Source organism: Pseudomonas sp. GL-B-12, assembly GCF_019955895.1.
Classification (GTDB): Bacteria; Pseudomonadota; Gammaproteobacteria; order Pseudomonadales; family Pseudomonadaceae; genus Aquipseudomonas.
In genome coordinates this window covers 80780-105078 of sequence record NZ_JAHBCX010000015.1, presented here as the reverse complement: position 1 = coordinate 105078, position 24299 = coordinate 80780, and the positions used below count along the sequence as shown (strand labels likewise).

The following is a 24299-nucleotide window of genomic DNA, read 5'->3' as shown; positions in this document are numbered from 1 at the left end:
GGCTTGCTCGCGAAAGCAATTTCATATTCAAGACGGTTGTTGTCTGACACTACGCTTTCGCGAGCAAGCCCGCTCCCACAGGGGATGTGCAGTGGTTTCTGGATAGGGGTATTTCAGATTGGCCTGTGAGGATCGGCAGCAAAGCTGCCAACCCTTTACACAGATCCGGTGGGCCTGATCAGATCAACCGGCCCGGAGGTTCTCAGGCGTCGGGCGCCGAGTCTTTCGGTGCATCAACATCGTCTTCTGCCGCTACTTCACCCTCAGGGTTCAGTGCCGCTTCTTCAGCTGTAGCTTTCTTGCGCTGAAGCTTTTCCTCTTTCTTCTGCTCCTTGGCCAAGTCTCTCTGACGTTTGGCGAAGGAATAATTAGGTTTGGCCATGGGCGATCCTCTGGGGTCGAAGGTGAGGTTGAGCGGCGCATATTCTGCCCTGTATCGGTGCCAAGCCGTTAGCTGGGTTTTTGCTCGGCCCATTTTGGCGCTATGGACGGTTGCCAGGCATCCAGAGCATCGAGCAGGGTTTGCGGCGATTCGCTCACTTGCAGCATGTCACGGTGCTGCCCGCGAACGAAGCCTTCGCCGACGATATGATCGAGAAAAGACGTCAATTTGCTGTAGAAACCGTTCACTTCCAGCAAACCCAGCGGTTTGCCGTGGTAGCCGAGCTGGCCCCAGGTCCAGACTTCGAACAGTTCTTCGAGGGTGCCAAGGCCACCGGGCAGCGCGATAAAGGCATCGCTGAGCTCGGCCATCCGCGCCTTGCGCGCGTGCATGCCATCGACGACTTCCAGGCGAGTCAAGCCGCTGTGGCCGATCTCCTTGTCCTTGAGGCTTTGCGGGATGATGCCGATCACTTCACCGCCGGCCGCCAGGGCCGCATCAGCGACGATGCCCATCAGGCCCACGGCGCCACCGCCATACACCAGGGTCAGCTTGCGCTCGGCCAACGCCCGGCCAAGGGCCACGGCTGCTTCGCGGTAAGCCGGGTTGGTGCCGGTGCTGGCACCACAAAATACACAAACGGATGTTAAAGACATGCCTTGCTCCATGGTCGATCAGGGCCACAGAGTAAAGGCAGGCGCACGGCACTCCAAGGGCTAGACTTTGTGTTCTGGTGTTTCGTACGTACCGCTGGCGCCGCAGGCGTAGGCGGCCAGCAAACTGCACAACAGGCTGTTGATCGACATGACAGACGTTCCATTTGAAGGGGGACGGCCTGATGATAGGCCCGGGCCAGACACTTGGCCGGTAGATAATTTGCATCAGCGTCATAGCCCGAAAGTTGTATACAATTTTTGATTCAAGTCATATGAACTTGCGAAGTTTTCAGGCAGTCTTCTGTTCATTCGCGATTTCGTTAACCCTGCCTTGGAGATTCACCATGTTTGCCAAACTTGTTGCGGTATCCCTGTTGACACTGGCCAGCAGCCAATTGATGGCTGCAGAGTGCAAAGTCACCGTCGACTCCACCGACCAGATGTCTTTCGACACGAAGGCCATTGAAATCGACAAGAGCTGCAAGACGTTTACCGTGGAACTCAAGCACTCCGGCAGCTTGCCGAAGAACGTCATGGGCCATAACTGGGTGCTGAGTAAAGAAGCCGACATGCAGCCGATCGCCACCGACGGACTGAGCGCCGGTATCGACAAGAACTACCTGAAAGAAGGCGACGCCCGCGTGATCGCCCACACCAAGGTCATCGGCGCCAAGGAAACCGATTCGGTGACTTTCGATGTGTCCAAGCTGGATGCGGCTGAAAAATACGGTTTCTTCTGCTCGTTCCCGGGCCACATCTCGATGATGAAAGGCACCGTGACCCTCAAGTAATCAGGCACACCGCGTCATCGTTCTTCGCGAGCATGCTCGCGAAGGGGCCATCAGCATCAATGAATCTAATGGCCAAAGAAAAGCCCGCTGAGGATCACTCCTCAGCGGGCTTTTTCATTCACTTACGCCTCAAGGCGCGAACGGCATCACTCGCTTGTGATGCGTCTTGTTGTACGTATCAACAATGATCTTGAACGCCTCTTCACGCACCGGATTGCCGTGCAGGAAGGCGTCGATCTCGGCGTAGGTCACGCCGTGGGAGGCTTCGTCCGGTTTGCCGGGCGATAGGTCTTCGAGGTCGGCGGTTGGGACTTTCTCCACCAGCGACTCCGGCGCGCCGAAGCTGCGGGCGATGGCGCGGACCTGGTTTTTCACCAGGCCACTCAGTGGCGCCAGGTCGCAGGCGCCGTCACCGAACTTGGTGAAGAAACCCATCACCGCTTCCGCCGCGTGATCGGTGCCGATCACCAGGCCATGGGCCGCACCGGCGATGGTGTACTGGGCGACCATGCGCATGCGCGCCTTGGTGTTGCCGAGAACGAAATCCACCGACACCGCATGTTTGCCTTCGAAGGCCGCCACTTCATTGGCCAGGGACTTGACCGCCGGGCCGATGTTCACGGTGTGGCGCTCGTCCGGCTTGATGAAATCCACCGAAGCCTGGGCGTCGTGCTCATCGAACTGGGTTTCGTAGGGCAGGCGCACGGCGATGAATTTGTAGGCGGCATCACCGCTGCGCTGGCGCAGTTCACGGACGGCCCGTTGGGCCAGCAGGCCGGCGGTCAGGGAGTCGACCCCGCCACTGATGCCCAGTACCAGGGTCTTGAGCCCGGAGTTGACCAGGCAATCCTGAATGAAGGTCACCCGCCGGGCGACTTCGGCCTCAAGGGCGGCCTCGTCGGCGAATGGTGGCTGGACCTTGAGCTGTTCAGCAATCTCACGCTGTACGGCTTGCATGAATTCACTCCTTGCTTGATGTACTTGAAAGGGCGGCAGGAACCTGGAAAACGTGTCGCAAGTAAGCGACGAAATTCGGGTCTTTACAGTGCGTCTTGCCTGGCTCGTCGGAGATCTTCGCCACCGGCTGGCCGTTGCAGGCGGTCATTTTAAGCACGATGCTCATCGGTTCGACACCCGGAATATCACAGGTCAGGTTGGTGCCGATACCGAAGCTGACATTGATCCGACCGCGCAGCGCCCGGAATATCTCCAGGGTTCTGGGCAGGGTCAGGCTGTCGGAGAAGGTCAGCGTCTTGCTCATCGGGTCGATGCCGAGCTTGTGATAGTGGGCGATGGCTTTTTCCGCCCACAGTACCGGATCACCTGAATCGTGGCGCAAACCGTCGAAAAGCTTGGCGAAAAACAGATCGAAATCGCCGAGGAAGGCATCCATGGTGATGCAGTCGGTCAGGGCAATCCCCAGCAGGCCACGGTATTCACGGACCCAGCAATCGAGTGCGGCGATCTGGCTGTCGATCAGCCGCGGGCCGAGTTGCTGGTGCGCCATGATCCATTCGTGGGCCATGGTACCCAGGGGTTTCATGTCCTGCTCCCGGGACAGGTGCACGTTGCTGGTGCCGACGAAGCGTCCGGGGAAATCGTGCTTGAGCACATTCACCACTTCTTCCTGCACGCGATACGAGAAACGACGGCGCGTGCCGAAATCGGCCACCTGCAATTCGGACAATTCATCGCTGCTGGCATTGGCGCTCAGCCAGTCGAACTTGCGGTAGAGCTGCTCGCGGGCCTGCTCCAGTACGACTTCGCGGTAGCGATAGCGGTTGCGCACCTCGCTGACCAGGGCCAGCAGCGGCACTTCGAACAGGATCACATGCAGCCAGGGGCCCCGCAGGCGGATAAACAGCTCACCGTTTTCGAGGCCGGTGTGGATGTAGCGCAGGTTGAAGCGAAACAACCCGAGAAAACGCAGGAAGTCCGGCTTCAGGAAGCTGATGCGCTCCAGAAAGCTCAACTGGTCGGCGCTCAGGCTCAACTCGGCCAGGCGCTCGATCTGGAAGCGGATTTCCGCCAGGTACGGGCGCAAGTCCTCGCTGTTACGGCAACGAAACTCCCATTCGACTTCGACGTTCGGGTAGTTGTGCAGCACCGCCTGCATCATCGTCAGTTTGTAGAAGTCGGTGTCGAGCAGGTTCTGCACGATGCGATCGGCAAACACACTCTCGCTCATAACGGGAATCTCCAGCGTTGCAGCGGTATTGAACAATGGCGCTAGTGGCGCATATCAGCGGCAGGTATTGCCAGCAATTTTTTAGACCGCAGCAGATCCCTGCAGGTGTGAGCTTCTGTGGCGAAGGGGCTTGTCGGAACGCCGCATCGCCCCGTTCGGCTGCGCAGCAGTCGCAATAGCTCTAGCTACGGAGTTGCAAATTTTGGGGCTGCTACGCAACCCAACGGGGCGATGCGGCGTTCCGACAAGCCCCCTCGCCACAGGGAAAGTGCAAGACGTTAGTGCTGCACCGTCTCCGGGCTATCTATCTGCTCCAGCATCCACTTCACAAAGTTCCGCACCTTAGGCACTTCCGCCGAATGCTCCGGGTACGCAAGGTAATAGGCGTCGGTGCTGGGCATTGCATGCTGCCAGGGAATGACCAGCTTGCCGTCAGCCAGTTCTTCTTCCACCAGAAAGCGGGGCAGCAACGCCACGCCGCAACCGACCTGGGCGGCGCGGATGCACATATAAAAGGTTTCGAAGCGTGGGCCGTGGTAGCTGTGCTCGGTGTGGTAGCCCTGATGGTCGAACCAGTCATGCCAGGCCTGGGGGCGGGAAGCGTTTTGCAGCAGGACCAGATCAGTCAGTTGTGTCGGATCGGTAAACGGCGTATCCGGCAGGCTGCCCGGGGCGCACACCGGCACCAGCTCTTCGCCGAACAGCTTCAGGCATTCGGTGCCCGGCCGTGAGCCCTGGCCGAAGTAGAACGCCAGGTCGCTGCGACCTTGCAGCAGATCGTCGGCTTCCTGCTCGCTGCACAGGTCCAGGTGGATCGACGGGTGCCGCAGGCGCCAGCCTTTGAGGCGCGGCACCAGCCAGCGCGCACCGAAGGTAGGAGGTGTCGAAACCCGCAGGACTTCTGTTTCGCCACCGTAGGAGCGCAGGTAATGGGTCGACATCTCGACCTGGGTGAGGATTTTTCGCACCTCAACCAGGTACAGGTCGCCGGCCGGCGTCATTTGCAGGCGTCGGCGCACCCGGCGAAACAGCAGGTGCTGCAACAGCTCTTCGAGTTGCGCGACCTGTTTGCTCACGGCGCTTTGGGTCAGGTTCAACTCTTCGGCGGCCCGGGTGAAGCTCAAGTGCCGGGTGACGGCCTCGAAGCACTGCAACGCAGCGATCGATGGCAAGTAGCGTTTATTCAGCATGGGCGGTCCTTGGTTCTTGTCTCTTTATTGCCAGCAATGCACAGCATGAATAAACGGAATGATATCTCTCTTAATGGTCGTTTGTTGAGTAACCTCCGGGCAGCTAAAACTACAGGTCTGATCAGCCGTGAATTTCCGGCTGCACATGTTCTGTCTTTTGCTTGAGGAGTGACCCATGGTTGCCGCATTGCTTGATCGTCTTGGTGTGAACCCGGCCCTGTACCAGAACGGCAAAGTGCCGGTGCATTCGCCGATCGATGGCAGCAGGATCGCCGCCGTGAACTGGGAAGGCGCTGCTGAAGTCGAGCAGCACATCAGTCGCGCAGATCATGCGTTCGAACTGTGGCGCAAGGTTCCGGCGCCGCGCCGTGGCGAGCTGGTGCGGCAACTGGGTGACATCCTGCGTGAATACAAGGCCGACCTCGGCGAACTGGTGTCCTGGGAAGCCGGCAAGATCACCCAGGAAGGCCTGGGTGAAGTTCAGGAAATGATCGACATCTGCGACTTCGCCGTCGGCCTGTCCCGTCAGCTGTACGGTTTGACCATCGCCTCCGAGCGTCCTGGCCACCACATGCGCGAAACCTGGCATCCGCTGGGCGTTGTCGGGGTGATCAGTGCGTTCAACTTCCCGGTCGCGGTCTGGGCCTGGAACGCCACGCTGGCGCTGGTCTGTGGCAACCCGGTGATCTGGAAACCGTCGGAAAAGACTCCACTGACCGCACTGGCTTGCCAGGCGCTGTTTGATCGCGTGCTTAAGAACTTCAGCGATGCACCTCCGCACTTGAGCCAGGTGATTATTGGCGGTCGCGATGCCGGCGAAGCCCTGGTCGATGATCCGCGTGTCGCGCTGGTCAGCGCCACCGGCAGCACCCGCATGGGCCGTGAAGTGGCGCCGAAAATCGCCGCACGTTTCGCCCGCAGCATTCTGGAGCTGGGCGGCAACAACGCGATGATCCTGGGCCCAAGCGCCGACCTCGACATGGCCGTTCGCGCGATCCTGTTCAGCGCCGTCGGCACTGCCGGTCAGCGCTGCACCACCCTGCGTCGCCTGATCGCCCATGAGTCGGTGAAAGAAGAAATCGTCACCCGCCTGAAAGCCGCGTACTCGAAAGTACGTATCGGCCATCCGCTGGAAGGCAACCTGGTCGGCCCGCTGATCGACAAGCAAAGCTTCGACAACATGCAGGACGCGCTGGAACAGGCCTTGAGCGAAGGCGGCCGGGTGTTTGGCGGTGAGCGTCAGCTGCAAGACAAGTTCCCGAATGCCTACTACGTGTCGCCGGCCATCGTCGAAATGCCGGAGCAGAGCGATGTGGTCTGCCATGAAACCTTCGCTCCGATCCTGTACGTGGTCGGTTACAGCGATTTCCAGGAAGCCCTGCGCCTGAACAACGCCGTGCCACAAGGCCTGTCCTCGTGCATCTTCACCACCGACGTGCGTGAAGCCGAGCAGTTCATGTCGGCGGTGGGCAGCGACTGCGGCATCGCCAACGTCAACATCGGCCCGAGCGGCGCGGAAATCGGCGGTGCGTTCGGCGGCGAGAAAGAAACCGGCGGCGGTCGCGAATCCGGCTCCGATGCATGGCGCGGCTACATGCGCCGCCAGACCAACACCGTGAACTATTCGCTGGAGTTGCCGTTGGCGCAGGGTATTACGTTCGATTAAGCAGCTTCAAGCTACAAGCTTCAAGCTTCAAGCAAACTGGCTTGCGGCTTGTAGCTTGTGGCTTGTAGCTGCTCCGACAGGAGCTTGCAATGCCGTTACGCGAAGAGTGTCTGTGGGAAAAACTGACGCCGCAAAGGCCGGACAATTCGGCCCTCAAGGGTGAGGTCACGGTGGATGTCTGCGTCATCGGCGCCGGTTTTACCGGTTTGTCGGCGGCGGTGCATCTGCTGGAGCAGGGCAAGAGCGTTTGTGTGCTGGAAGCCCATCGCGCCGGCCACGGTGGTTCGGGGCGCAACGTCGGGCTGGTCAATGCCGGGATGTGGATTCCCCCGGACGAGATCGAAGCCGGGTTCGGCAAGGAGGTCGGCAGCCAGCTCAACCGCATGCTGGGGGCGGCGCCATCCCTGGTGTTCAGCCTTGTGGACAAGTACAACATCGATTGCCAGTTGCGTCGCGAAGGCACGCTGCACATGGCACACAACGCCCGCGGCGAAGCCGATCTGCGCAGTCGTGAAGAACAATGGAAACGTCGCGGTGCGCCAGTAGAGCTGCTCACCGGGCAAGCTTGCGAACAAGCCACCGGCACGAAAAAGATCGCCGCCGCGCTGCTCGATCGCCGCGCCGGCACGCTCAACCCGATGGCCTATACCACGGGGCTGGCCAAAGCGGCCATCGGCCTGGGCGGTCAATTATTCGATCACTCCCCGGTTACCCGACTTGAGCGTCAGGGCCAACGCTGGTCTGTGCAAACCGCCCAGGGCTCGGTCATGGCCGAGAAAGTGGTGATTGCCTCCAATGCCTACACCGAGGGCGACTGGACGGAACTGCGGCGCAATTTTTTTCCCGGTTATTACTATCAGGTGGCATCGGTGCCGCTGACCGAAGAGGCCGCACAACAAATTCTGCCCGGTGGCCAGGGTTCCTGGGACACCCGCCAGGTCCTGAGCAGCATCCGTCGGGATAAAAACGGAAGGTTGCTGCTTGGCAGTCTGGGTAATGGCAATCAGAAACCGGCCTGGTTTCTCAAGGCCTGGGCCGATCGCGTGCAGCAACATTACTTCCCTTACCTGAAACCGGTGGAATGGGAGTGCACCTGGACCGGTTGCATCGCGTTTACCCCCGATCATTTGATGCGTCTGTTCGAACCCGCGCCCGGTTTAGTGGCAGTCACCGGCTACAACGGCCGGGGCGTGACCACGGGAACGGTGGTCGGCAAGGCCTTTGCCGATTACCTGTGTAACGGAAATCCTCAAGCACTACCGATTCCTTTCGCGCCCATGCAGCCACTGACCGGGGTGGGGTTGCGCAGCTGTCTGTATGAGGCGGGATTCTCGCTGTATCACGCAGGCCAGTGCCTGCGGATCGTGATCTGAAGGTTGATTTTTGCAGTGGAAGCGGCGCTTTTTCGATCTGCAGCTAGCCTGTAGTGGTGCGGGTTGTAGCAGTCTCGCACCAGCAGTGTGCACTTCGGTGACGCACGTTGTTACAGGCTGGTTGCACGTCGTTTAAAGCCGCGGTTGCAATGATGGCGCAGGCGGGTTGCGCCTCAAAAAAATAATGGTTTTACCTTCCGCGGTTTAGACGGTTGCACGCCCAATGAAAATGGGCCCGAAACAGTCGAAATAACAAGAAAGCAGCGACTTTTTTCAGAATAAAAAACCGATGGCACGCCACTTGCTCTGCGCTTGTAGCTGAATCAAAGCTTCCGCTGAAGTAGCTGTGCTAACTAAAAAAACCTCAGGAGCACCATCACATGTCGCAGACGTTTTACAGGAAAGGTTTTCTGGCACTCGCAGTTGCTACTGCATTGGGTGTTTCTTCGTTTGTTCAGGCGGATGTCAAAATTGGTGTGGCGGGTCCGATGACCGGTGCCAACGCTTCCTTCGGCTTGCAATACATGAAAGGCGCGCAAGCTGCGGCGGATGCAATCAACGCCAAGGGCGGCATCAACGGCGAAAAAATTGTACTGGTTCAGGGCGATGACGCCTGCGAACCGAAACAGGCTGTAGCTGTCGCGAACAAAATGGTGCAGGACAAGGTTATCGGCGTTGTCGGGCACTTCTGCTCGTCGTCGACCATCCCGGCTTCTGAGGTCTACGCTGACGCAGGCATCATCGCAATTACTCCAGGTTCTACCAACCCGGCGGTCACCGAGCGCGGCCTGCCTGCCATGTTGCGTTTGTGCGGGCGCGATGACCAGCAAGGTATCGTTGCGGGTAACTACATCGTCGACGTCCTGAAAGGCAAGAAAGTTGCCGTCATCAACGATAAAGACACCTACGGTAAAGGCCTGGCGGACGCGACTGCCAAGCAGTTGACCGCTCGTGGCGTGAAACCGGTTCTTGAAGAAGGCCTGACCCGTGGCGAGAAGGATTTCAGCGCCTTGATCACCAAAGTCCGCTCGGTAGGGGCTGATGTTCTTTACTTCGGCGGCCTGCACCCGGAAGCCGGCCCATTGGTCCACCAACTGCGCGAGCAAGGTCTGAAAGACGTCAAGTTCATGTCCGATGACGGCATCGTGACTGACGAAATGGTGACGACTGCCGGTGGTGCTCCGTTCGTCGACGGCGTGTACATGACCTTTGGCGCTGACCCGCGTCTGATTCCAGACAGCAAGGTTGTTGTAGAAACCTTCCGCAAGTCCGGTTACGAGCCAGAAGGCTACACCCTGTATGCCTACGCCACGGTACAAGCCCTGGCTGCCGGCTTCAACGGTGCCAAGTCGAACAAAGGTGAAGACGCCAGCAAATGGCTGAAAGAGCATCCGGTGGAAACCGTGATGGGCAAGAAGGAGTGGGACGGCAAGGGCGACCTGAAAGTCTCCGACTACGTGGTTTACCAGTGGGATGCTGCAGGCAAATACCACCAGCTGGATAAACAGAAGTGAGATAAGCGCATTGCCAAGCCTGGGTCTCTCGACATGAATCGTGGGGCGCAGGCCTGGCTTGGGTCATGGGTTCTGCAATCGTGCCGACCCGGTATTTTTCTTCTGAGCCACGTGAACCTGGGCAGATGAGCCTCATAAGGGCTCATCGACACCGGGTTCGCGGTGGCCTCTCAAGTTAGTGAGAGTGCAAGATGGACGGTATTTTCCTGCAACAAGTAATCAACGGTCTGACTCTCGGATCGGTCTACGGCCTGATCGCCATCGGCTACACAATGGTCTACGGCATCATTGGCATGATCAACTTCGCCCACGGCGAGGTTTATATGATTTCCGCGTACCTCGCGGCGATCAGCCTGGCTCTGCTGTCCTACTTCGGTGTCGAATCCTTTCCGTTGTTGATCCTCGGTACCCTGCTGTTCACTGTCTTCGTGACCGGTGTGTATGGCTGGGTCATCGAGCGCATCGCTTACAAACCGCTGCGCAACTCCACCCGACTGGCACCGCTGATCAGTGCTATCGGCGTTTCTCTGATCCTGCAGAACTACGCACAGATTGCTCAGGGCTCACGGCAACAGGGTATTCCTACGCTGCTGAGTGGTGGGCTGAGATTCGAAATCGGTACCGGGTTTGTGCAGATTACATTCACCAAGATCTTTATTCTGGTCGCAGCGTTTATCGGAATGGCCCTGCTGACCTACATCATCAAATACACCAAGTTGGGGCGCATGTGTCGTGCGACCCAACAAGACCGCAAGATGGCCTCGATCCTCGGGATTAACACCGACCGGGTGATCTCCTACGTGTTCATCATCGGTGCCGCCATGGCTGCGCTGGCCGGTGTCTTGATCACGGTGAACTACGGCACCTTCGACTTCTACGCAGGCTTCGTGATCGGCATAAAGGCCTTCACCGCTGCGGTGCTCGGCGGGATTGGTTCGCTGCCTGGCGCCATGCTCGGCGGGATCATTCTCGGCGTATCCGAGTCGCTGTTTTCCGGCGTGATCAACTCTGACTACAAGGACGTCTTCAGCTTCTCGCTGCTGGTACTGATCCTGATTTTCCGTCCTCAAGGCCTGCTGGGTCGCCCACTTGTGGCGAAGGTATAAGTATGTCCGACGCTAATAAAAACACTATCGATGTCAAAAAAAGCCTCGTCGACACGGTTCTGGCCGGGTTGATTGCCCTGATTGTCTTCGGCCCGATCGTGGGCGTAGTACTTGAAGGTTATAGCTACAACCTGCAGCCGACGCGTGTGGCCTGGATGGTCGGGGCGGTGATGGTCGGGCGTTTTGTCCTCAGTCTGTTTTTGCAGACCGCCAAGGGCGTGAAGGTTCAGCAAAGCTTCGAAGTCATCGGCTCAGGCGTGCATGTGCTACCACCTGATTACAAGTCGCGGCTGCGCTTGATCATTCCGGGTTTGATCGTGATCGCTATGGTGTTTCCGATTTTCGCCGACAAGTACCTGCTGACGGTGGTGATCCTGGGATTGATCTACGTGTTGCTGGGCCTTGGCCTGAACATCGTGGTCGGTCTGGCAGGTTTGCTCGACCTGGGTTACGTGGCATTTTATGCCATCGGTGCCTATGGCCTGGCACTGGGTTATCACTACCTTGGCCTGGGTTTCTGGACCATGTTGCCGCTGTCGGCACTCATGGCAGCGATGGCAGGATGCATACTCGGCTTTCCCGTATTACGCATGCATGGCGACTACCTGGCCATCGTGACCCTGGGCTTCGGTGAAATCATTCGCCTGATACTGACCAACTGGCTGTCCTTCACGGGCGGGCCTAACGGCATGCCGGTGCCATCACCGTCGGTTTTCGGTATCGAGTTCGGGCGTGTGGCGAAAGATGGCGGGATACCCTTCCATCAATTCTTCGGGACTGAATACAACCCGAACGTCAAGTTCATGCTCATCTATGGCGTGTTGTTCCTCGTGGTGATGCTGGTGCTGTACATCAAGCATCGCCTGACGCGCATGCCGGTCGGGCGTGCCTGGGAGGCCTTGCGCGAAGATGAAATTGCCTGCCGCGCCATGGGCCTCAATCACGTACTGGTCAAACTGTCGGCCTTTACCCTGGGTGCTTCCACTGCCGGTCTGGCCGGTGTGTTTTTCGCCAGCTATCAAGGCTTCGTCAACCCGACCTCGTTCTCGTTCTTCGAGTCGGCCTTGATCCTCGCCATCGTTGTGCTCGGCGGCATGGGTTCGACGGTCGGCGTGGTGATCGCGGCGTTCGTGCTGACTGTCGCCCCGGAACTGCTGCGCAGCTTCGCGGAATACCGCGTATTGCTGTTCGGCATCCTCATGGTACTGATGATGATCTGGAAACCGCGCGGCCTGATTCGGATCAGCCGGACCGGTGTAACTCCGCGTAAAGGTGCCTTGACTGAGAGGGCCGCGCCATGAGCGAAGAAATCGTTCTAAAGGTCGAGAACCTGATGATGCATTTCGGCGGCATCAAAGCCCTGAGCGACGTCAGCCTGAAAGTCAAACGTAACTCGATTTTCGCGTTGATCGGCCCCAACGGTGCGGGCAAGACTACGGTGTTCAACTGCCTGACCGGCTTCTACAAGGCCACCGGCGGGCACATTGAACTTGACACCCGTGGTGTAAAAACCAACGTCATCAAAATGCTCGGGGAACCGTTCAAGGCGACCGATTTTGTTTCGCCGAAGAGCTTCTTCAGCCGGCTTCACTACAAGATGTTCGGTGGCACGCACCTGATCAACCGTGCCGGCCTGGCGCGAACCTTCCAGAACATTCGCCTGTTCAGGGAAATGTCGGTGATCGAGAACCTGCTGGTGGCCCAGCACATGTGGGTTAACCGCAATCTGGTGTCCGGCATTCTCAACACCAAAGGTTACCGCAAGGCCGAAAGCGATGCCCTGGACCATGCGTTCTACTGGCTGGAGGTGGTCGATCTGGTGGACTGCGCCAACCGTCTGGCCGGCGAGCTTTCCTACGGCCAGCAGCGCCGCCTGGAAATCGCCCGGGCCATGTGCACCCGGCCCAAGATCATCTGCCTGGACGAACCGGCTGCGGGCCTCAACCCGCAGGAAACCGAGGCGCTCAGCGCGATGATTCGACATCTGCGCGACGACCACGATATTACCGTGGTGCTGATTGAACACGACATGGGCATGGTAATGAGCATTTCCGACCACATCGTGGTGCTGGACCACGGCAACGTGATCGCCGAGGGTGGCCCTGAAGCGATCCGCAACGACCCGAAAGTGATTGCGGCCTACCTGGGCGCCGATGAAGAGGAAGTGGTATGACCAAGCCCATCCTCGAACTCAAGGAACTGGACGTGTTTTACGGGCCGATCCAGGCCCTGAAGAAAGTCTCGCTGCACATCAACGAAGGTGAAACTGTCAGCCTGATCGGCTCCAACGGCGCCGGAAAATCGACCCTGTTGATGTCGATTTTCGGTCAGCCACGGGCGGCGGACGGGCAGATCTTTTATCAGGGTGTGGACATCACCCACAAGTCGTCCCACTACATCGCCTCCAACGGCATCGCGCAATCGCCGGAAGGGCGGCGGGTGTTCCCCGACATGACCGTCGAGGAGAACCTGCTGATGGGCACCATCCCTATCGGTGACAAGTACGCCAAGGAGGACATGCAGCGCATGTTCGAGCTGTTCCCACGGCTCGAAGAGCGGCGTACCCAGCGGGCGATGACCATGTCCGGTGGCGAACAGCAAATGCTCGCCATCGCCCGTGCCCTGATGAGCCGGCCCAAGTTGTTGCTGCTGGACGAGCCGAGCCTGGGCCTGGCGCCGATCGTGGTGAAGCAGATCTTCGCCACCCTGCGGGAACTGGCCAAGACCGGCATGACCATCTTCCTGGTGGAACAGAACGCCAACCACGCCCTGCGGTTGTCGGACCGGGCGTACGTGATGGTCAACGGCGAAATCCGCATGACCGGCACCGGCAAGGAGTTGTTGGTCAACGAGGATGTGCGTAACGCCTATCTCGGCGGGCACTGAGTCTGCTTTGTTATGCACAAGCCCCGGCGCGCAATCGCCGGGGCTTTTTTACATCTCCAATGCCCCACTAATCCCTGTGGGAGCGGGCTTGCCCGCGAAGACGGCGTCAAATTCAACATCATCAGGACAGATCCACCGCTTTCGCGAGCAAGCCCGCTCCGACAGGGTTTTGGCATGCCTCTGGGAAATTGTGGAAAACAATATTCCCAAGCTCGCAAAGCGCGACATAAAGCCGCTGCAAATAGTTGTTTTGTCACGGTTTTGACTTGTCCCCGTTTGCTGTGGAACCGGCTGTGAATAACGTGGGAGTAGCTGGCTGGAGGCCTTTTAAACCGTGGTCTGCAGAGGTATGGTTGTTTTTTGATCAGGTGTTTTTGCGCAGCTTGCGGGCCGCTTTGTCAACCTTTTTGTTCGGGGCGCAAGTGCGTGAAATCGGCGTGGAAAAGCCTGTGGATAAGTCTGTGATTAAACTCTGGAAAGACTCGGCTGAAGGCCGTGGTTACTGGCCTGGCGCCATCGCCGGTTTGACCCGTCAGTCATGAAAATGGCCAAGGGCTACACAGCAGGTGGTTGAGGGTCAAGCAAAAAAGTTTCAAAACCTCGCGCAAAGCCTTGTGGATAGCGGCTTGCAGCTTTTCCACTTGCCCCCAGAGACTGTGGACCGGCCTGTGGATAACGTGCGCGCACATGGCTGTAGGCCGCGCTGGTCAAGGGCTTGCCGGAATTGAGCGTTTTTTGAACAGATTGAACGGTGGTTGCCGCTGTGAACAAGGCCGGGCATGCTGCCTGCTGATTTTCTATTCCAATGGCTGGCGATCAGCCGAAGCAAGGAGAACACGATGTCCAACACCCTGTTTATTACCGGCGCGACCTCCGGTTTTGGTGAAGCCTGTGCCCGTCGTTTTGCCGAGGCCGGCTGGAAACTGGTGCTGACTGGCCGTCGTGAAGAGCGCCTCAATGCGTTGTGCGCCGAGCTGTCGAAGCAGACCGAAGTCCATGGCCTGGTGCTCGATGTGCGTGATCGCAAGGCCATGGAGGAGGCGATTGCCAATCTGCCGCCATCCTTTGCCAAACTGCGCGGGTTGATCAACAACGCCGGGCTGGCCCTGGGGGTTGATCCGGCGCCCAAGTGCGACCTGGACGACTGGGACACCATGGTCGATACCAACGTCAAAGGCCTGATGTACAGCACCCGTCTGCTGTTGCCACGCCTGATTGCCCATGGTCGTGGTGCTGGTATCGTCAACCTGGGGTCCATCGCCGGTAACTATCCGTACCCGGGCAGCCATGTGTATGGCGCGACCAAGGCATTCGTCAAACAGTTCTCCGTGAACCTGCGCTGCGACCTGCAAGGCACGGGGGTACGGGTCAGCAACATCGAACCGGGCCTGTGCGAGAGCGAGTTCTCGCTGGTGCGTTTTGCCGGTGACCAGGAGCGCTACAACGCCACTTACGCCGGCGCCGAGCCGATTCAGCCGCAGGACATCGCCGAAACAATCTTCTGGGTGCTCAATGCGCCGGCGCACATCAACATCAACAGCCTGGAGCTGATGCCGGTGAGCCAGACCTGGGCCGGGTTTACTATTGATCGCAGTGGTGGCAAGGCTTAATACCGAGTCATCGTTCTTCGCGAGCAAGCCCGCTCCCACAGGATTTTGTGTCGTCTACACAACTTGTGTGCACCCTGAATCACTGTGGGAGCGGGCTTGCTCGCGAAGGGGCCGGAACGGATAAATCAGGACATCAGCTAGACTCCTCCCTCAAGCAACCCGCCACACCCGGCGGTCTAGAGGTTTTAGAGGAGATCAAGTGAGTAATCGAGGCGAGCAGTCGCTGCTCAAACAATCGACCTTCCTGATGCTCGCCGTGACATTCGCCGGGATCATCACCGGTTTTGTTTCGGGCGCCCAATCCATCCTGTTCGATGGCTTCTTTTCGTTAGTTGCGGCCTTCATCAAGGTCCTGATGCTGATCACCGCCAGGCTGATCGCCAAGGAAAGCAATCAGCGCTTCCAGTTCGGTTACTGGCACCTGGAACCCATGGTGCTGGTGATCGAAGGCAGCTTCCTGTTCCTGGTTGCCATTTATGCCTTTCTCAACGGTGTGTTTGGCATCATCAGTGGTGGCCGCGAGGTCGAGCTCGGTCTGGTGATCCTCTACGCGGCGGTGTTCACCGTCGTTGAACTGATTTACTTCTTCTACGTCCGCCATCGCAATCGCACACTCAAGTCATCGCTGATCCAGTTCGACAACATCAGTTGGCTGGTGGATGCGATGCTGTCGGCGGGACTGCTGGTGAGTTTCCTCATCGCGCTGCTGCTCAAGACTCAGGGTTACGACAAGTGGGCGGTGTATGTCGACCCGATGATCCTGATCCTGCTGGCCTTGGGCATGCTTCCTCCTGCGTTCAAAATCCTCGGACCGGCATTGCGCGATGTGCTGGGGATCGTCCCGAATCAACTGGACGACAAGGTGCGTCAGGTGATGGAGGTGGCGAAGGTCGAGCATGGTTTTGACGATTACATTTCCTACGTGCAGAAACACGGCAGGGCCTGTTTTATCGAGATTCACATCGTATTGCCGAAGGATTACTGGCTGGACGGTGTGGGGCAACTGGACAGTTTGCGCGAGGAAATTTCCGCGAAGCTCGGTAAGCCGGATGCCGCGCGATGGCTGACCATCAGCTTTACCGGGGATCGCAAGTGGACTGAGTGATTGGATTTCACCTTGTGGCGAGATATTCCGCCAAGCCGCGATAACAGGTCGCCAGGTGATAGGGCGTGGTCGACGGCATGTCGCGGCGGCTGACTTCACCGTGCTCGTCACGGCATTCAAACCAGCCTCCCGCGTGCAGCGAGCGCTGCTGCAATGCTTGCAATTGGCGCAGCACGACGGCCTGGCTGTCCGGACGCAGCGTCAATGCGCGCAGGTACTCGGCCTGGGCCCAGATACGCTGCGTGGCGTCCCGGACGCCGTGATCCGCTGCGAAGTCGAGCATCGCCCGCACGGCGCCAGTCTGCTGATCGACGCCCACTTGCTCGGTAAAGGCGAAGGCCCGCTCCAGATCGGCATGCAGTGTCGAATTGCGTAACAGCGCCGAGGATTCCAGCAGGAAATACCACTCGAACTGATGCCCCGGTTCAAACCAGTTATCCACAGATCCCAGCGGCTTTTCCATCAACACGTTTTGCTGCGGATCGATGAAGCGCGCGTGCATGGCTGTGCATAACTCGACGAGTGCCTGTTGCACGTCGAGGTCTTCACGCACCGACAGGGTGGCGAGGAATGCTTCGGCCAGGTGCATCAGCGGATTTTGCAAAGGGCCGCTGTCCAGCAACGACCAGTCACGCTCAAGCGTGGCTTCGTACAGACCGTCGTCCGTGGCGAATCGCTGCACAATCACTTCCAGCGAGGCGTTGAGTACCGACTCCACCAGTGGCTCGCGGACTTTGTCCCAGTAATGGGCGCAGGCGAACAGGATGAAGGCGTGGGTATAGAGGTCCTTGCGCTGATCCAGCGGCGCACCTTGTGCATCGACGCTGTAGAACCAGCCACCGTGCTCGGCATCGTGGAAGTGCCGCTGCAACGAGCGAAACAACGCGGCGGCACGCTCTTCGGCGCCCGGCACCTGACCGATCAGGCTGGCAAACAGATACAACTGCCGCGCACAGGCCATGGCCCGGTAGCGTTGCGGTGGCAGCGGTTGGTGTTCGGCATCCAGCGCCTCGTAGGGCAACGCCATGTCGGCGTTCCAGCCCGGACCTTGCCAGAGTGGCACGATGACGTTCAGGAAGTGCTGTTGCACCGAGGCGAACAGGGCGGTCAATTCAGGCTGAGAGGCGGAGCGGGAAACAGGCGGCATTGGCTGGCGTCGTCACGGCAGGGGCGATTGCGCGACATGTTAGCAGAGAGGCTGACCTGAGAGAGGCTGTGTCTGTCAGGCCGCCTTCGTCGGAACGCCGCCCGGAGCAAGCCCACTCCCACAGGGACCCGCGGTGTACATGCGATCGTAACCACACTACAAAAACCTGTGGGAACGGGCTTGCCCGCGAAGAGGTCAGGTCAGGCGCTGAGGAATCAGCCCGCCAGCAACCACACCCCGGTCGCTGCCGAGGCCGCACCCGCCAATCGCACCAATGGCGCCGCCGCCTGCGGCAACACCCGCACCAGTGCATAACCCGCCGCGTGCAACACCGCCGTCGCGACGACAAAGCCTGCGGCGTAGGTCCAGGGACTCGACATGTCCGGCAACTCAAGACCATGCGCAACGCCATGGAACAGCGCAAACAACGCAGTCGCACCAACCGCCATGCTCAACGGTGGGCGCACCGCCAACGCCACTGCCAGGCCCAATGCGAGCACCGACGCAGCAATCCCGCTCTCCAGTGCCTGCAGGTTCAATCCTTCAAAACCCAACAGCCCGCCAATCAACAGGGTGCCGACAAAGGTGCACGGCAGCGCCCAGCGTGCAGCACCTTGTTGCTGCGCTGCCCAAAGACCGACCGCCAGCATCGCCAGCAAGTGATCGAGACCGCCAAGCGGATGGCTGATACCGGCGATCAAGCCGTTGTCGCCATGTCCCGGATGGGCGAAGGCGAGGGCCGGGGCCAGCAGCAGGACCAGGGCGCCGAGAATGCGTTTGAGTGTCATGGATAAGCTTCCTTGTTGATAAGTCGTGATCAGGCAGCGGTCAGCAAACCCTGGCGCTCGATGAAGGCGATGATCTCTTCCAGACCCAGGCCGGTTTTCTGATTGCTGAACACAAACGGCTTGCCGTTGCGCATGCGCTGGGTGTCGCTGTTCATCATCTCCAGCGAGGCTCCGACCAGCGGCGCGAGGTCGATCTTGTTGATCACCAGCAGGTCGGATTTGCAGATCCCCGGCCCGCCCTTGCGCGGCAGCTTGTCGCCGGCCGAGACGTCGATCACGTAGATCGTCAGGTCGGACAGTTCCGGGCTGAAGGTCGCGGAGAGGTTGTCGCCCCCGGACTCCACGAGAATCAGGTCCAGCCCCGGAAAACGGCGATTGAGTTGATCCACGGCTTCGAGGTTGATCGAGGCGTCTTCGCGGATGGCCGTGTGCGGGCAGCCACCGGTTTCCACGCCGATGATGCGTTCCGGCGCCAAGGCTTCATTGCGCACCAGAAAATCGGCGTCTTCGCGGGTGTAGATGTCGTTGGTCACGACGGCCAGGTTGTAGCGCTCGCGCAGGGCCAGGCACAGGGCCAGGGTCAGGGCGGTTTTGCCGGAGCCCACCGGGCCGCCGATGCCGACACGCAGGGGTTGTGTGTTCATGTGATTCTCCAAAATAACAGGCCCTAGGAACGGAACAGACGGCTGTACTGGCGCTCGTGGGCCATACACGCCAGGGACAGGCCGAAAGCGGCGCTGCCGTAATGATCGGGATCGATTTGAGTGGCGTTCTGTTGAGCTTGTTGAAGCAGCGGCAGCAGTTCGCTGGTCAGGCGCTGGGCGGCCTGCTGGCCCAGGGGCAGGGTTTTCATCAGCACTGCCAACTGGTTTTCCAGCCAGCTCCAGAGCCACGCGGCCAAGGCGTCCTGCGGGCTGATCTGCCAGGCGCGCGCGGCCAAGGCCCAACCCAGGGCCAGATGTGGCTCGCGGCGTTGTTCGAGGAAGGCACGGGCCGGCGCGTCGAGTTCCGGCAAGCCATTGAGCAATTGCTGCAACGAGTAGCCCATCTGCCGGCTCTCCTGATGCAACTCGCGGGTTTCGCGACTGGCGCGATGCTCTTCGCAGCTCTGCAGCAATTCGTCCCAGTTTTCCTCGCTGGCGGCCACGCAATGGGCGAGCAACAACGGCGCTTCGAAGCGAGCCAGATTCAAAAGCAACTGATCGCTGATCCAGCGCCGGGCGCTGTCGGGGTCGTGAACGCGGCCGTTATCCACAGCCATTTCCAGCCCTTGGGAGTAGCTGTAGCCGCCAATCGGCAGTTGCGGGCTGGCCAGACGCAACAGCGCCCAAGCCGGGTTCATGTGCGTATGCCGAACTGGTGCAGTTTCGGCGCGTAGTTGAAGGCTGCATCACCGTGGCGCGAGTGGTGATGGCCACCGCCGTATGCGCCATGTTCCGGCTGGAACGGCGCTTCGATGTTCGAGGCAACGGCACCGAGTTGTTCGAGCATGGCCTTGAGCACGTAATCGTCGAGCAGGCGCAACCAGCCGTCGCCGACTTGCAGGGCGACATGGCGGTTGCCCAGGTGATAGGCCGCGCGGGTCAGTTCGAAGGCATTGGCGCAGGTGACGTGCAGCAATTGTTCGGGGCGGGCGCAGACCCGCACGATTCGCCCGTCTTCGGCTTGCAGGCATTCGCCATCATGTAATGGCGGCTGGCCGCGCTCCAAAAATAACCCGACGTCTTCGCCTTCGGCACTGAAACAGCGCAATCGGCTTTTGCTGCGGGCTTCGAACGTCAGGTGCAGTTCGGCGGCCCAAACGGGTTGAGGGTCGATTCTGCGATGGATCACCAGCATCGGAAGGCTTCCAGCAATGGACAATGCTCAGGCTAGAGCAAGGGGCTTGCCAATCGACATGATGCGTAGGAAATGGCTGAAAGAGACGTGGGACTGGTGTCGATGGAGTGAGTTTTTTGGTTGAAGTTGGTGCGTTGTTTTTGAGTTGCGCACCAAGTTGAAGCGGCACGGTTCAGTGTGGGAGCGAGCAGGTTCGCTCCCACAGGGTTCGGGGGCAGTCTGAAACGAGGGCATTACTCGGTGCTGCCAAGTCCTTGCCAATGTTTGAGGCCGATAAAGATAAACCGCAGTTGCTGGGTTATTTTCGCCTGGGGCGTCAGGTGCTCAGGCAAGGCGTCGGCTGGTGGATCAATGATGTCTGGCAGGGTGGCGAACACGCTTTTGACGATCAGGTCCGCCATGACGCTCAGGCCGGCGATGTTCAGATGCTGCAGTTTCGGCATCAGTGACAAATCCGCCGCCAGGTCCGAGCTGATGTCTTCACGCAAACGGCCGATGGCCTGGCGCACCGGTAGCGAACCGCCGTATTGCTCACGGGCGAGAAACAGGAACTGTGAACGGTTGGCGCTGACCACATCGAGAAAAATGCGCACCGAGGCATCGATGATGCCGCCCATCACGAATTCGTTGTGTCGTACCAGGCGAATGGTTTCGCGGAATGTTTGGCCGACTTCGCTGACCAGTACCAGGCCCAATTCATCCATGTCGGCAAAATGGCGGTAGAAACCGGTCGGTACGATCCCGGCGTTTTTCGCGACTTCGCGCAGGCTCAGGCTGCCGAATCCTCGGCCGCCATCCATCAGGCGCCGGGCAGCGTCCATCAGGGCGTTACGGGTTTGTTGTTTCTGTTCGGCGCGGGGCAGCATCGCAAGGGCGTTTTCTGGACAGGGACGCGGCGCACTCTAGCAAATCGGCTTTGCCGGCGTCGAACGACTGTGGGGGGATCAAGCGGGGAAGTGCGGCATCTATCAAGCGGACCGCTGAAAAGTCAAAAGCCCAATCCGGGGATTGGGCTTTTTTTCAGGGCCGCCATGGGGCTTAGCTCACGGCGCTGTTGCGTTCGATTACACGGTCACCACCGCCTTCAGCAAAGGTTTGACCTTGTGGAGTGCGATCCGAACCGTCGGCAGCGAGGGTTTGGCCTTGTGGAGTACGGTCGGCACCATCAGCAGCCAGGGTTTGACCTTGTGGAGTACGCTCGGAGCCATCAGCAGCGAGGGTTTGGCCTTGTGGAGTACGATCGGAACCATCTGCGGCGAGGGTCTGGCCTTGTGGGGTGCGGTCCGAGCCATCCTGAGTGATCAGGCCTTTTTCTTTCAGGCGATCATTACCACCTTCGGCAAGGGTTTGGCCTTGTGGGGTACGGTCGGCGCCATCGGCGGCGACGGTCTGGCTGAACACCGAGTGGTTCTGTTTCACTTGTGGAGTGGCCTGGTCAGCCGCTGGCAGGGCAAAAGCAGTGCTGGCCAGCATCGAGAGTGTAAGGCTGAGCAGTAGTTGGCGTTTCATGATTGTTTTGCTCCTTGGGGGTGCGAATAAGTGGGTACGAGAGCAATGCTACTCTCGATAAGTCGATATGAAAGTTCATAAACGCAATGGTAATAATCAACGGAATTGATTGTTTGCTGCGGAAGCTCTAGACCGGGCGTTTCCGGCGAGCAGTCTTGCACCGAAGTGGGTATTTTCGACCCACCTTTAGCGTGCAAAAGTGCAGGTCCGGTAACGCCGGTCGACTGGCTGGTCAGTATTGGACTGGATGGATTCGGCGAAATCGGGCTATCGATTAAACCTGCCGGTTTTTTATCAGTCGTAGATTTCATGGCGGGTCGCTTGCGGCTCACCGTTTCACATGTGCGTCGCAGTCGGGGCGCTCAGTCGTATCAGGAGCCCTGTGCAATGACGCGCACTCAAAAAACGTTTGTCTGGACCCTTTCCACTTTTCTTACCTTGTTGACGGTACTGGTGCTGATCATCGTGTTCTTCGACTGGAACCGGATCAAACCGCCGCTCAACGCCAAAGTTTCCGAAGAGCTGCACCGCGCTTTCGCCATCAACGGCAATCTGTCGGTGGTCTGGCAGCCCGAGCCCGATGAAAGCGGCTGGCGCGCCTGGGTGCCGTGGCCCCATGTGGTGGCCGAAGACTTGAGCCTGGGCAATCCCGACTGGTCGAAACAACCGCAGATGGCCACCCTCAAGCGGGTGGAGCTGCGTATTTCACCCCTGGCGTTGCTGGCGCAGCGGGTGGTGATTCCGCGTATTGATCTCACCGAGCCGAATGCCCAGCTGCAACGCCTGGCTGACGGGCGTGCCAACTGGACGTTCAAGTTCGACCCTGAAGATCCGAACGCCGAGCCTTCCAGTTGGGTGGTGGATATCGGTGCGATCGGCTTCGACAAGGGCCACGTCACCCTCGACGACCAGAACCTGAAGACTCAACTCGACGTGCTGATCGATCCATTGGGCAAACCGGTTCCGTTCAGCGATATCGTCGGCGACAAAGCGGCGAAAGCCGCGCAGGAAAAGGGCTCTTCCCCCCAGGATTATGCGTTCGCGCTCAAGGTCAACGGTGAGTACCACGGACAGAAACTCGCGGGCCTGGGCAAGATTGGCGGGCTGTTGGCGCTGCAGGACGCGGCGCGGCCGTTTCCGCTTCAGGCACAGGTGAAGATCGCCGACTCCAGCGTTGAACTGGCCGGCACCCTGACCGATCCGCTGAATCTCGGCGCCCTGGACCTGCGCCTGAAATTGGCCGGCACCAGCCTGGGCAATCTCTACCCGCTGACCGGCGTGATCCTGCCGGACACGCCACCCTATGCCACCGACGGCCATCTGATCGCCAAGTTGCACGAGGCGGGTGGCGCGGTGTTCCGCTATGAAGAGTTCAACGGCAAGATCGGCGAAAGCGACATCCACGGCAATCTGACTTACGTGGCCAGCCAGCCACGGCCAAAACTCAGCGGCTCGCTGTTGTCTAATCAATTGCTGTTCGCTGACCTGGCACCGCTGATCGGTGCCGACTCCAATGCCGAACAGAAGGCCCGCGGCGGAGACAGCAAACAACCGGCGGACAAAGTGCTGCCGGTCGAAGAGTTCAAGACCGATCGCTGGCGCGATATGGACGCCGATGTCGAGTTCACCGGCAAGCGCATCGCGCACAGCGAAAAACTGCCGTTCAACGACCTCTATACCCATCTGGTGCTCACCGATGGCGTGCTCAGCCTCGAGCCGCTGCGCTTCGGCGTGGCTGGCGGCAAGCTGGATGCGCAGATTCGCCTGAACGGCCACACCGATCCACTGGAAGGCCAGGCCAGACTCTCGGCGCGAGGCTTCAAGCTCAAGCAGTTGTTCCCCGGCTTTGAACCGATGAAAACCAGTTTCGGCGAACTCAATGGCGACGCTGATCTCAGCGGGCGCGGTAATTCGGTGGCCAAACTGCTGGGCAGCGCCAATGGCAATCTGAAAATGCTGATCAACGATGGCGCCATCAGTCGCGAACTGATGGAGCTGGCGGGCCTGAACGTCGGCAACTACGTGGTTGGCAAGATCTTTGGCGACAAGGAAGTGAAGATCAACTGCGCCGCCGCCGACTTTGGCATCCAGTCCGGCCTGGCGAGTACCCGCCTGTTTGTGTTCGACACCGAGAACGCCATTGTTTACATCGATGGCACGGCGAACATGGCGACCGAACAACTGGACCTGACCATCACCCCGGAATCCAAGGGCTGGCGCCTGATTTCATTACGCTCGCCGCTGTATGTGCGCGGCAAGTTCATCAAGCCCGATGCCGGGGTCAAGGCCGTGCCGTTGATGTTGCGTGGAGCGGGGATGGTGGCGCTGGGCGTGATCGCCGCCCCGGCGGCCGGGTTGCTGGCGCTGGTGGCGCCAAGCGGCGGCGAGACGAACCAGTGCGCGCCGTTGCTGGAGCAGATGAAAGCGGGCAAGGCGCCTGTCACCGTCAAGCCAGCCAAATAATCGGGTGTCTATAAGGGCCCCATCGTCGGAGCGCCGCCCGGAGCAGGCTCGCTCCCACAGGGGATCTGTGCATGCAGGACTAATGT

General features: G+C 59.4%; 24 protein-coding genes. 12 read left to right on the top strand and 12 right to left on the bottom strand.

Annotated features, from left to right (window positions below; genetic code table 11):
• Positions 1-202 precede the first annotated feature (202 nt).
• Both KGA85_RS10170 and KGA85_RS10165 read right to left on the bottom strand, forming a co-directional pair.
• Entirely contained in the window at positions 203-382 is a 180-nt protein-coding gene (locus tag KGA85_RS10170; RefSeq protein ID WP_007973286.1) for a hypothetical protein, read from the bottom strand.
• A 68-nt stretch (positions 383-450) separates the two neighbouring features.
• A complete protein-coding gene (locus KGA85_RS10165; RefSeq protein ID WP_057397746.1) occupies positions 451-1038 on the bottom strand; it encodes a TIGR00730 family Rossman fold protein in 588 nt (195 codons plus the stop codon).
• Positions 1039-1382: 344 nt separating this feature from the next.
• On the opposite strand from KGA85_RS10165, the gene azu reads away from it, so the two are divergent.
• Positions 1383-1829 (top strand): azurin, encoded by a 447-nt coding sequence (gene azu / locus KGA85_RS10160; RefSeq protein WP_223461573.1) that lies wholly within the window; start codon positions 1383-1385, stop codon positions 1827-1829.
• Positions 1830-1958: 129 nt separating this feature from the next.
• On the opposite strand, the gene nadE is transcribed toward azu, so the two are convergent.
• The 3 genes from nadE to KGA85_RS10145 all read right to left on the bottom strand — a co-directional run bounded on the left by nadE (position 1959) and on the right by KGA85_RS10145 (position 5207).
• A complete protein-coding gene (gene nadE, locus KGA85_RS10155; protein WP_090452833.1) occupies positions 1959-2786 on the bottom strand; it encodes an ammonia-dependent NAD(+) synthetase in 828 nt (275 codons plus the stop codon).
• Positions 2787-2790: 4 nt separating this feature from the next.
• Positions 2791-4017: a nicotinate phosphoribosyltransferase gene (gene pncB / locus KGA85_RS10150; protein ID WP_223461575.1), complete on the bottom strand. Its 1227-nt coding sequence runs from the start codon at positions 4015-4017 to the stop codon at positions 2791-2793.
• A gap of 278 nt (positions 4018-4295) precedes the next feature.
• On the bottom strand, positions 4296-5207 hold the full coding sequence (locus KGA85_RS10145; RefSeq protein ID WP_223543088.1) for a LysR family transcriptional regulator: 912 nt from the start codon (positions 5205-5207) through the stop codon (positions 4296-4298).
• A gap of 175 nt (positions 5208-5382) precedes the next feature.
• On the opposite strand from KGA85_RS10145, the gene KGA85_RS10140 reads away from it, so the two are divergent.
• From KGA85_RS10140 to KGA85_RS10095, 10 genes are all read left to right on the top strand, one after another.
• On the top strand, positions 5383-6873 hold the full coding sequence (locus KGA85_RS10140; RefSeq protein WP_223533784.1) for an aldehyde dehydrogenase family protein: 1491 nt from the start codon (positions 5383-5385) through the stop codon (positions 6871-6873).
• A gap of 89 nt (positions 6874-6962) precedes the next feature.
• Positions 6963-8246, top strand: coding sequence for an NAD(P)/FAD-dependent oxidoreductase (locus tag KGA85_RS10135; protein ID WP_223461580.1), 1284 nt, complete (start codon positions 6963-6965; stop codon positions 8244-8246).
• A 380-nt stretch (positions 8247-8626) separates the two neighbouring features.
• Entirely contained in the window at positions 8627-9760 is a 1134-nt protein-coding gene (locus tag KGA85_RS10130; protein WP_108230419.1) for a branched-chain amino acid ABC transporter substrate-binding protein, read from the top strand.
• 191 nt (positions 9761-9951) lie between these two features.
• The gene (locus tag KGA85_RS10125) at positions 9952-10866 is read left to right on the top strand and encodes an ABC transporter permease subunit (RefSeq protein ID WP_223461582.1); all 915 of its coding nucleotides are present in this window, start codon (positions 9952-9954) and stop codon (positions 10864-10866) included.
• Positions 10867-10868: 2 nt separating this feature from the next.
• Positions 10869-12167: a high-affinity branched-chain amino acid ABC transporter permease LivM gene (gene livM, locus KGA85_RS10120; protein WP_223461584.1), complete on the top strand. Its 1299-nt coding sequence runs from the start codon at positions 10869-10871 to the stop codon at positions 12165-12167.
• The gene (locus KGA85_RS10115) at positions 12164-13039 is read left to right on the top strand and encodes an ABC transporter ATP-binding protein (protein ID WP_223461586.1); all 876 of its coding nucleotides are present in this window, start codon (positions 12164-12166) and stop codon (positions 13037-13039) included. Before livM ends, KGA85_RS10115 begins: the two co-directional genes overlap by 4 nt.
• On the top strand, positions 13036-13752 hold the full coding sequence (locus KGA85_RS10110; RefSeq protein WP_223461588.1) for an ABC transporter ATP-binding protein: 717 nt from the start codon (positions 13036-13038) through the stop codon (positions 13750-13752). The genes KGA85_RS10115 and KGA85_RS10110 overlap by 4 nt, the downstream gene beginning before the upstream one ends.
• 293 nt (positions 13753-14045) lie before the next feature.
• The gene (locus KGA85_RS10105) at positions 14046-14294 is read left to right on the top strand and encodes a hypothetical protein (RefSeq protein ID WP_223461590.1); all 249 of its coding nucleotides are present in this window, start codon (positions 14046-14048) and stop codon (positions 14292-14294) included.
• Between the two features lie 297 nt (positions 14295-14591).
• The gene (locus KGA85_RS10100) at positions 14592-15362 is read left to right on the top strand and encodes an SDR family oxidoreductase (protein WP_223461592.1); all 771 of its coding nucleotides are present in this window, start codon (positions 14592-14594) and stop codon (positions 15360-15362) included.
• 199 nt (positions 15363-15561) lie between these two features.
• The gene (locus KGA85_RS10095) at positions 15562-16467 is read left to right on the top strand and encodes a cation diffusion facilitator family transporter (RefSeq protein WP_223461594.1); all 906 of its coding nucleotides are present in this window, start codon (positions 15562-15564) and stop codon (positions 16465-16467) included.
• 7 nt (positions 16468-16474) lie between these two features.
• Here KGA85_RS10095 and KGA85_RS10090 read toward each other — a convergent pair whose 3' ends face one another.
• The 7 genes from KGA85_RS10090 to KGA85_RS10060 form a co-directional block, all read right to left on the bottom strand.
• Entirely contained in the window at positions 16475-17614 is a 1140-nt protein-coding gene (locus tag KGA85_RS10090; protein WP_223461596.1) for an AGE family epimerase/isomerase, read from the bottom strand.
• A gap of 215 nt (positions 17615-17829) precedes the next feature.
• Entirely contained in the window at positions 17830-18402 is a 573-nt protein-coding gene (locus KGA85_RS10085) for a HupE/UreJ family protein (protein ID WP_223461598.1), read from the bottom strand.
• 29 nt (positions 18403-18431) lie between these two features.
• A complete protein-coding gene (ureG, locus tag KGA85_RS10080) occupies positions 18432-19046 on the bottom strand; it encodes an urease accessory protein UreG (RefSeq protein ID WP_046039876.1) in 615 nt (204 codons plus the stop codon).
• 23 nt (positions 19047-19069) lie between these two features.
• Positions 19070-19744, bottom strand: coding sequence for an urease accessory protein UreF (locus KGA85_RS10075; RefSeq protein WP_223461600.1), 675 nt, complete (start codon positions 19742-19744; stop codon positions 19070-19072).
• Positions 19741-20241, bottom strand: a complete 501-nt coding sequence (ureE, locus tag KGA85_RS10070) for an urease accessory protein UreE (RefSeq protein WP_223461601.1) — start codon at positions 20239-20241, stop codon at positions 19741-19743. The genes KGA85_RS10075 and ureE overlap by 4 nt, the downstream gene beginning before the upstream one ends.
• A 233-nt stretch (positions 20242-20474) precedes the next feature.
• Positions 20475-21107 (bottom strand): TetR family transcriptional regulator, encoded by a 633-nt coding sequence (locus KGA85_RS10065; protein WP_223461603.1) that lies wholly within the window; start codon positions 21105-21107, stop codon positions 20475-20477.
• 172 nt (positions 21108-21279) lie between these two features.
• Complete coding sequence (locus tag KGA85_RS10060; RefSeq protein ID WP_223461605.1) at positions 21280-21750, bottom strand: hypothetical protein; 471 nt, start codon at positions 21748-21750, stop codon at positions 21280-21282.
• Positions 21751-22137: 387 nt separating this feature from the next.
• On the opposite strand from KGA85_RS10060, the gene KGA85_RS10055 reads away from it, so the two are divergent.
• Complete coding sequence (locus KGA85_RS10055; RefSeq protein ID WP_223461607.1) at positions 22138-24213, top strand: AsmA family protein; 2076 nt, start codon at positions 22138-22140, stop codon at positions 24211-24213.
• Positions 24214-24299: the final 86 nt, after the last annotated feature.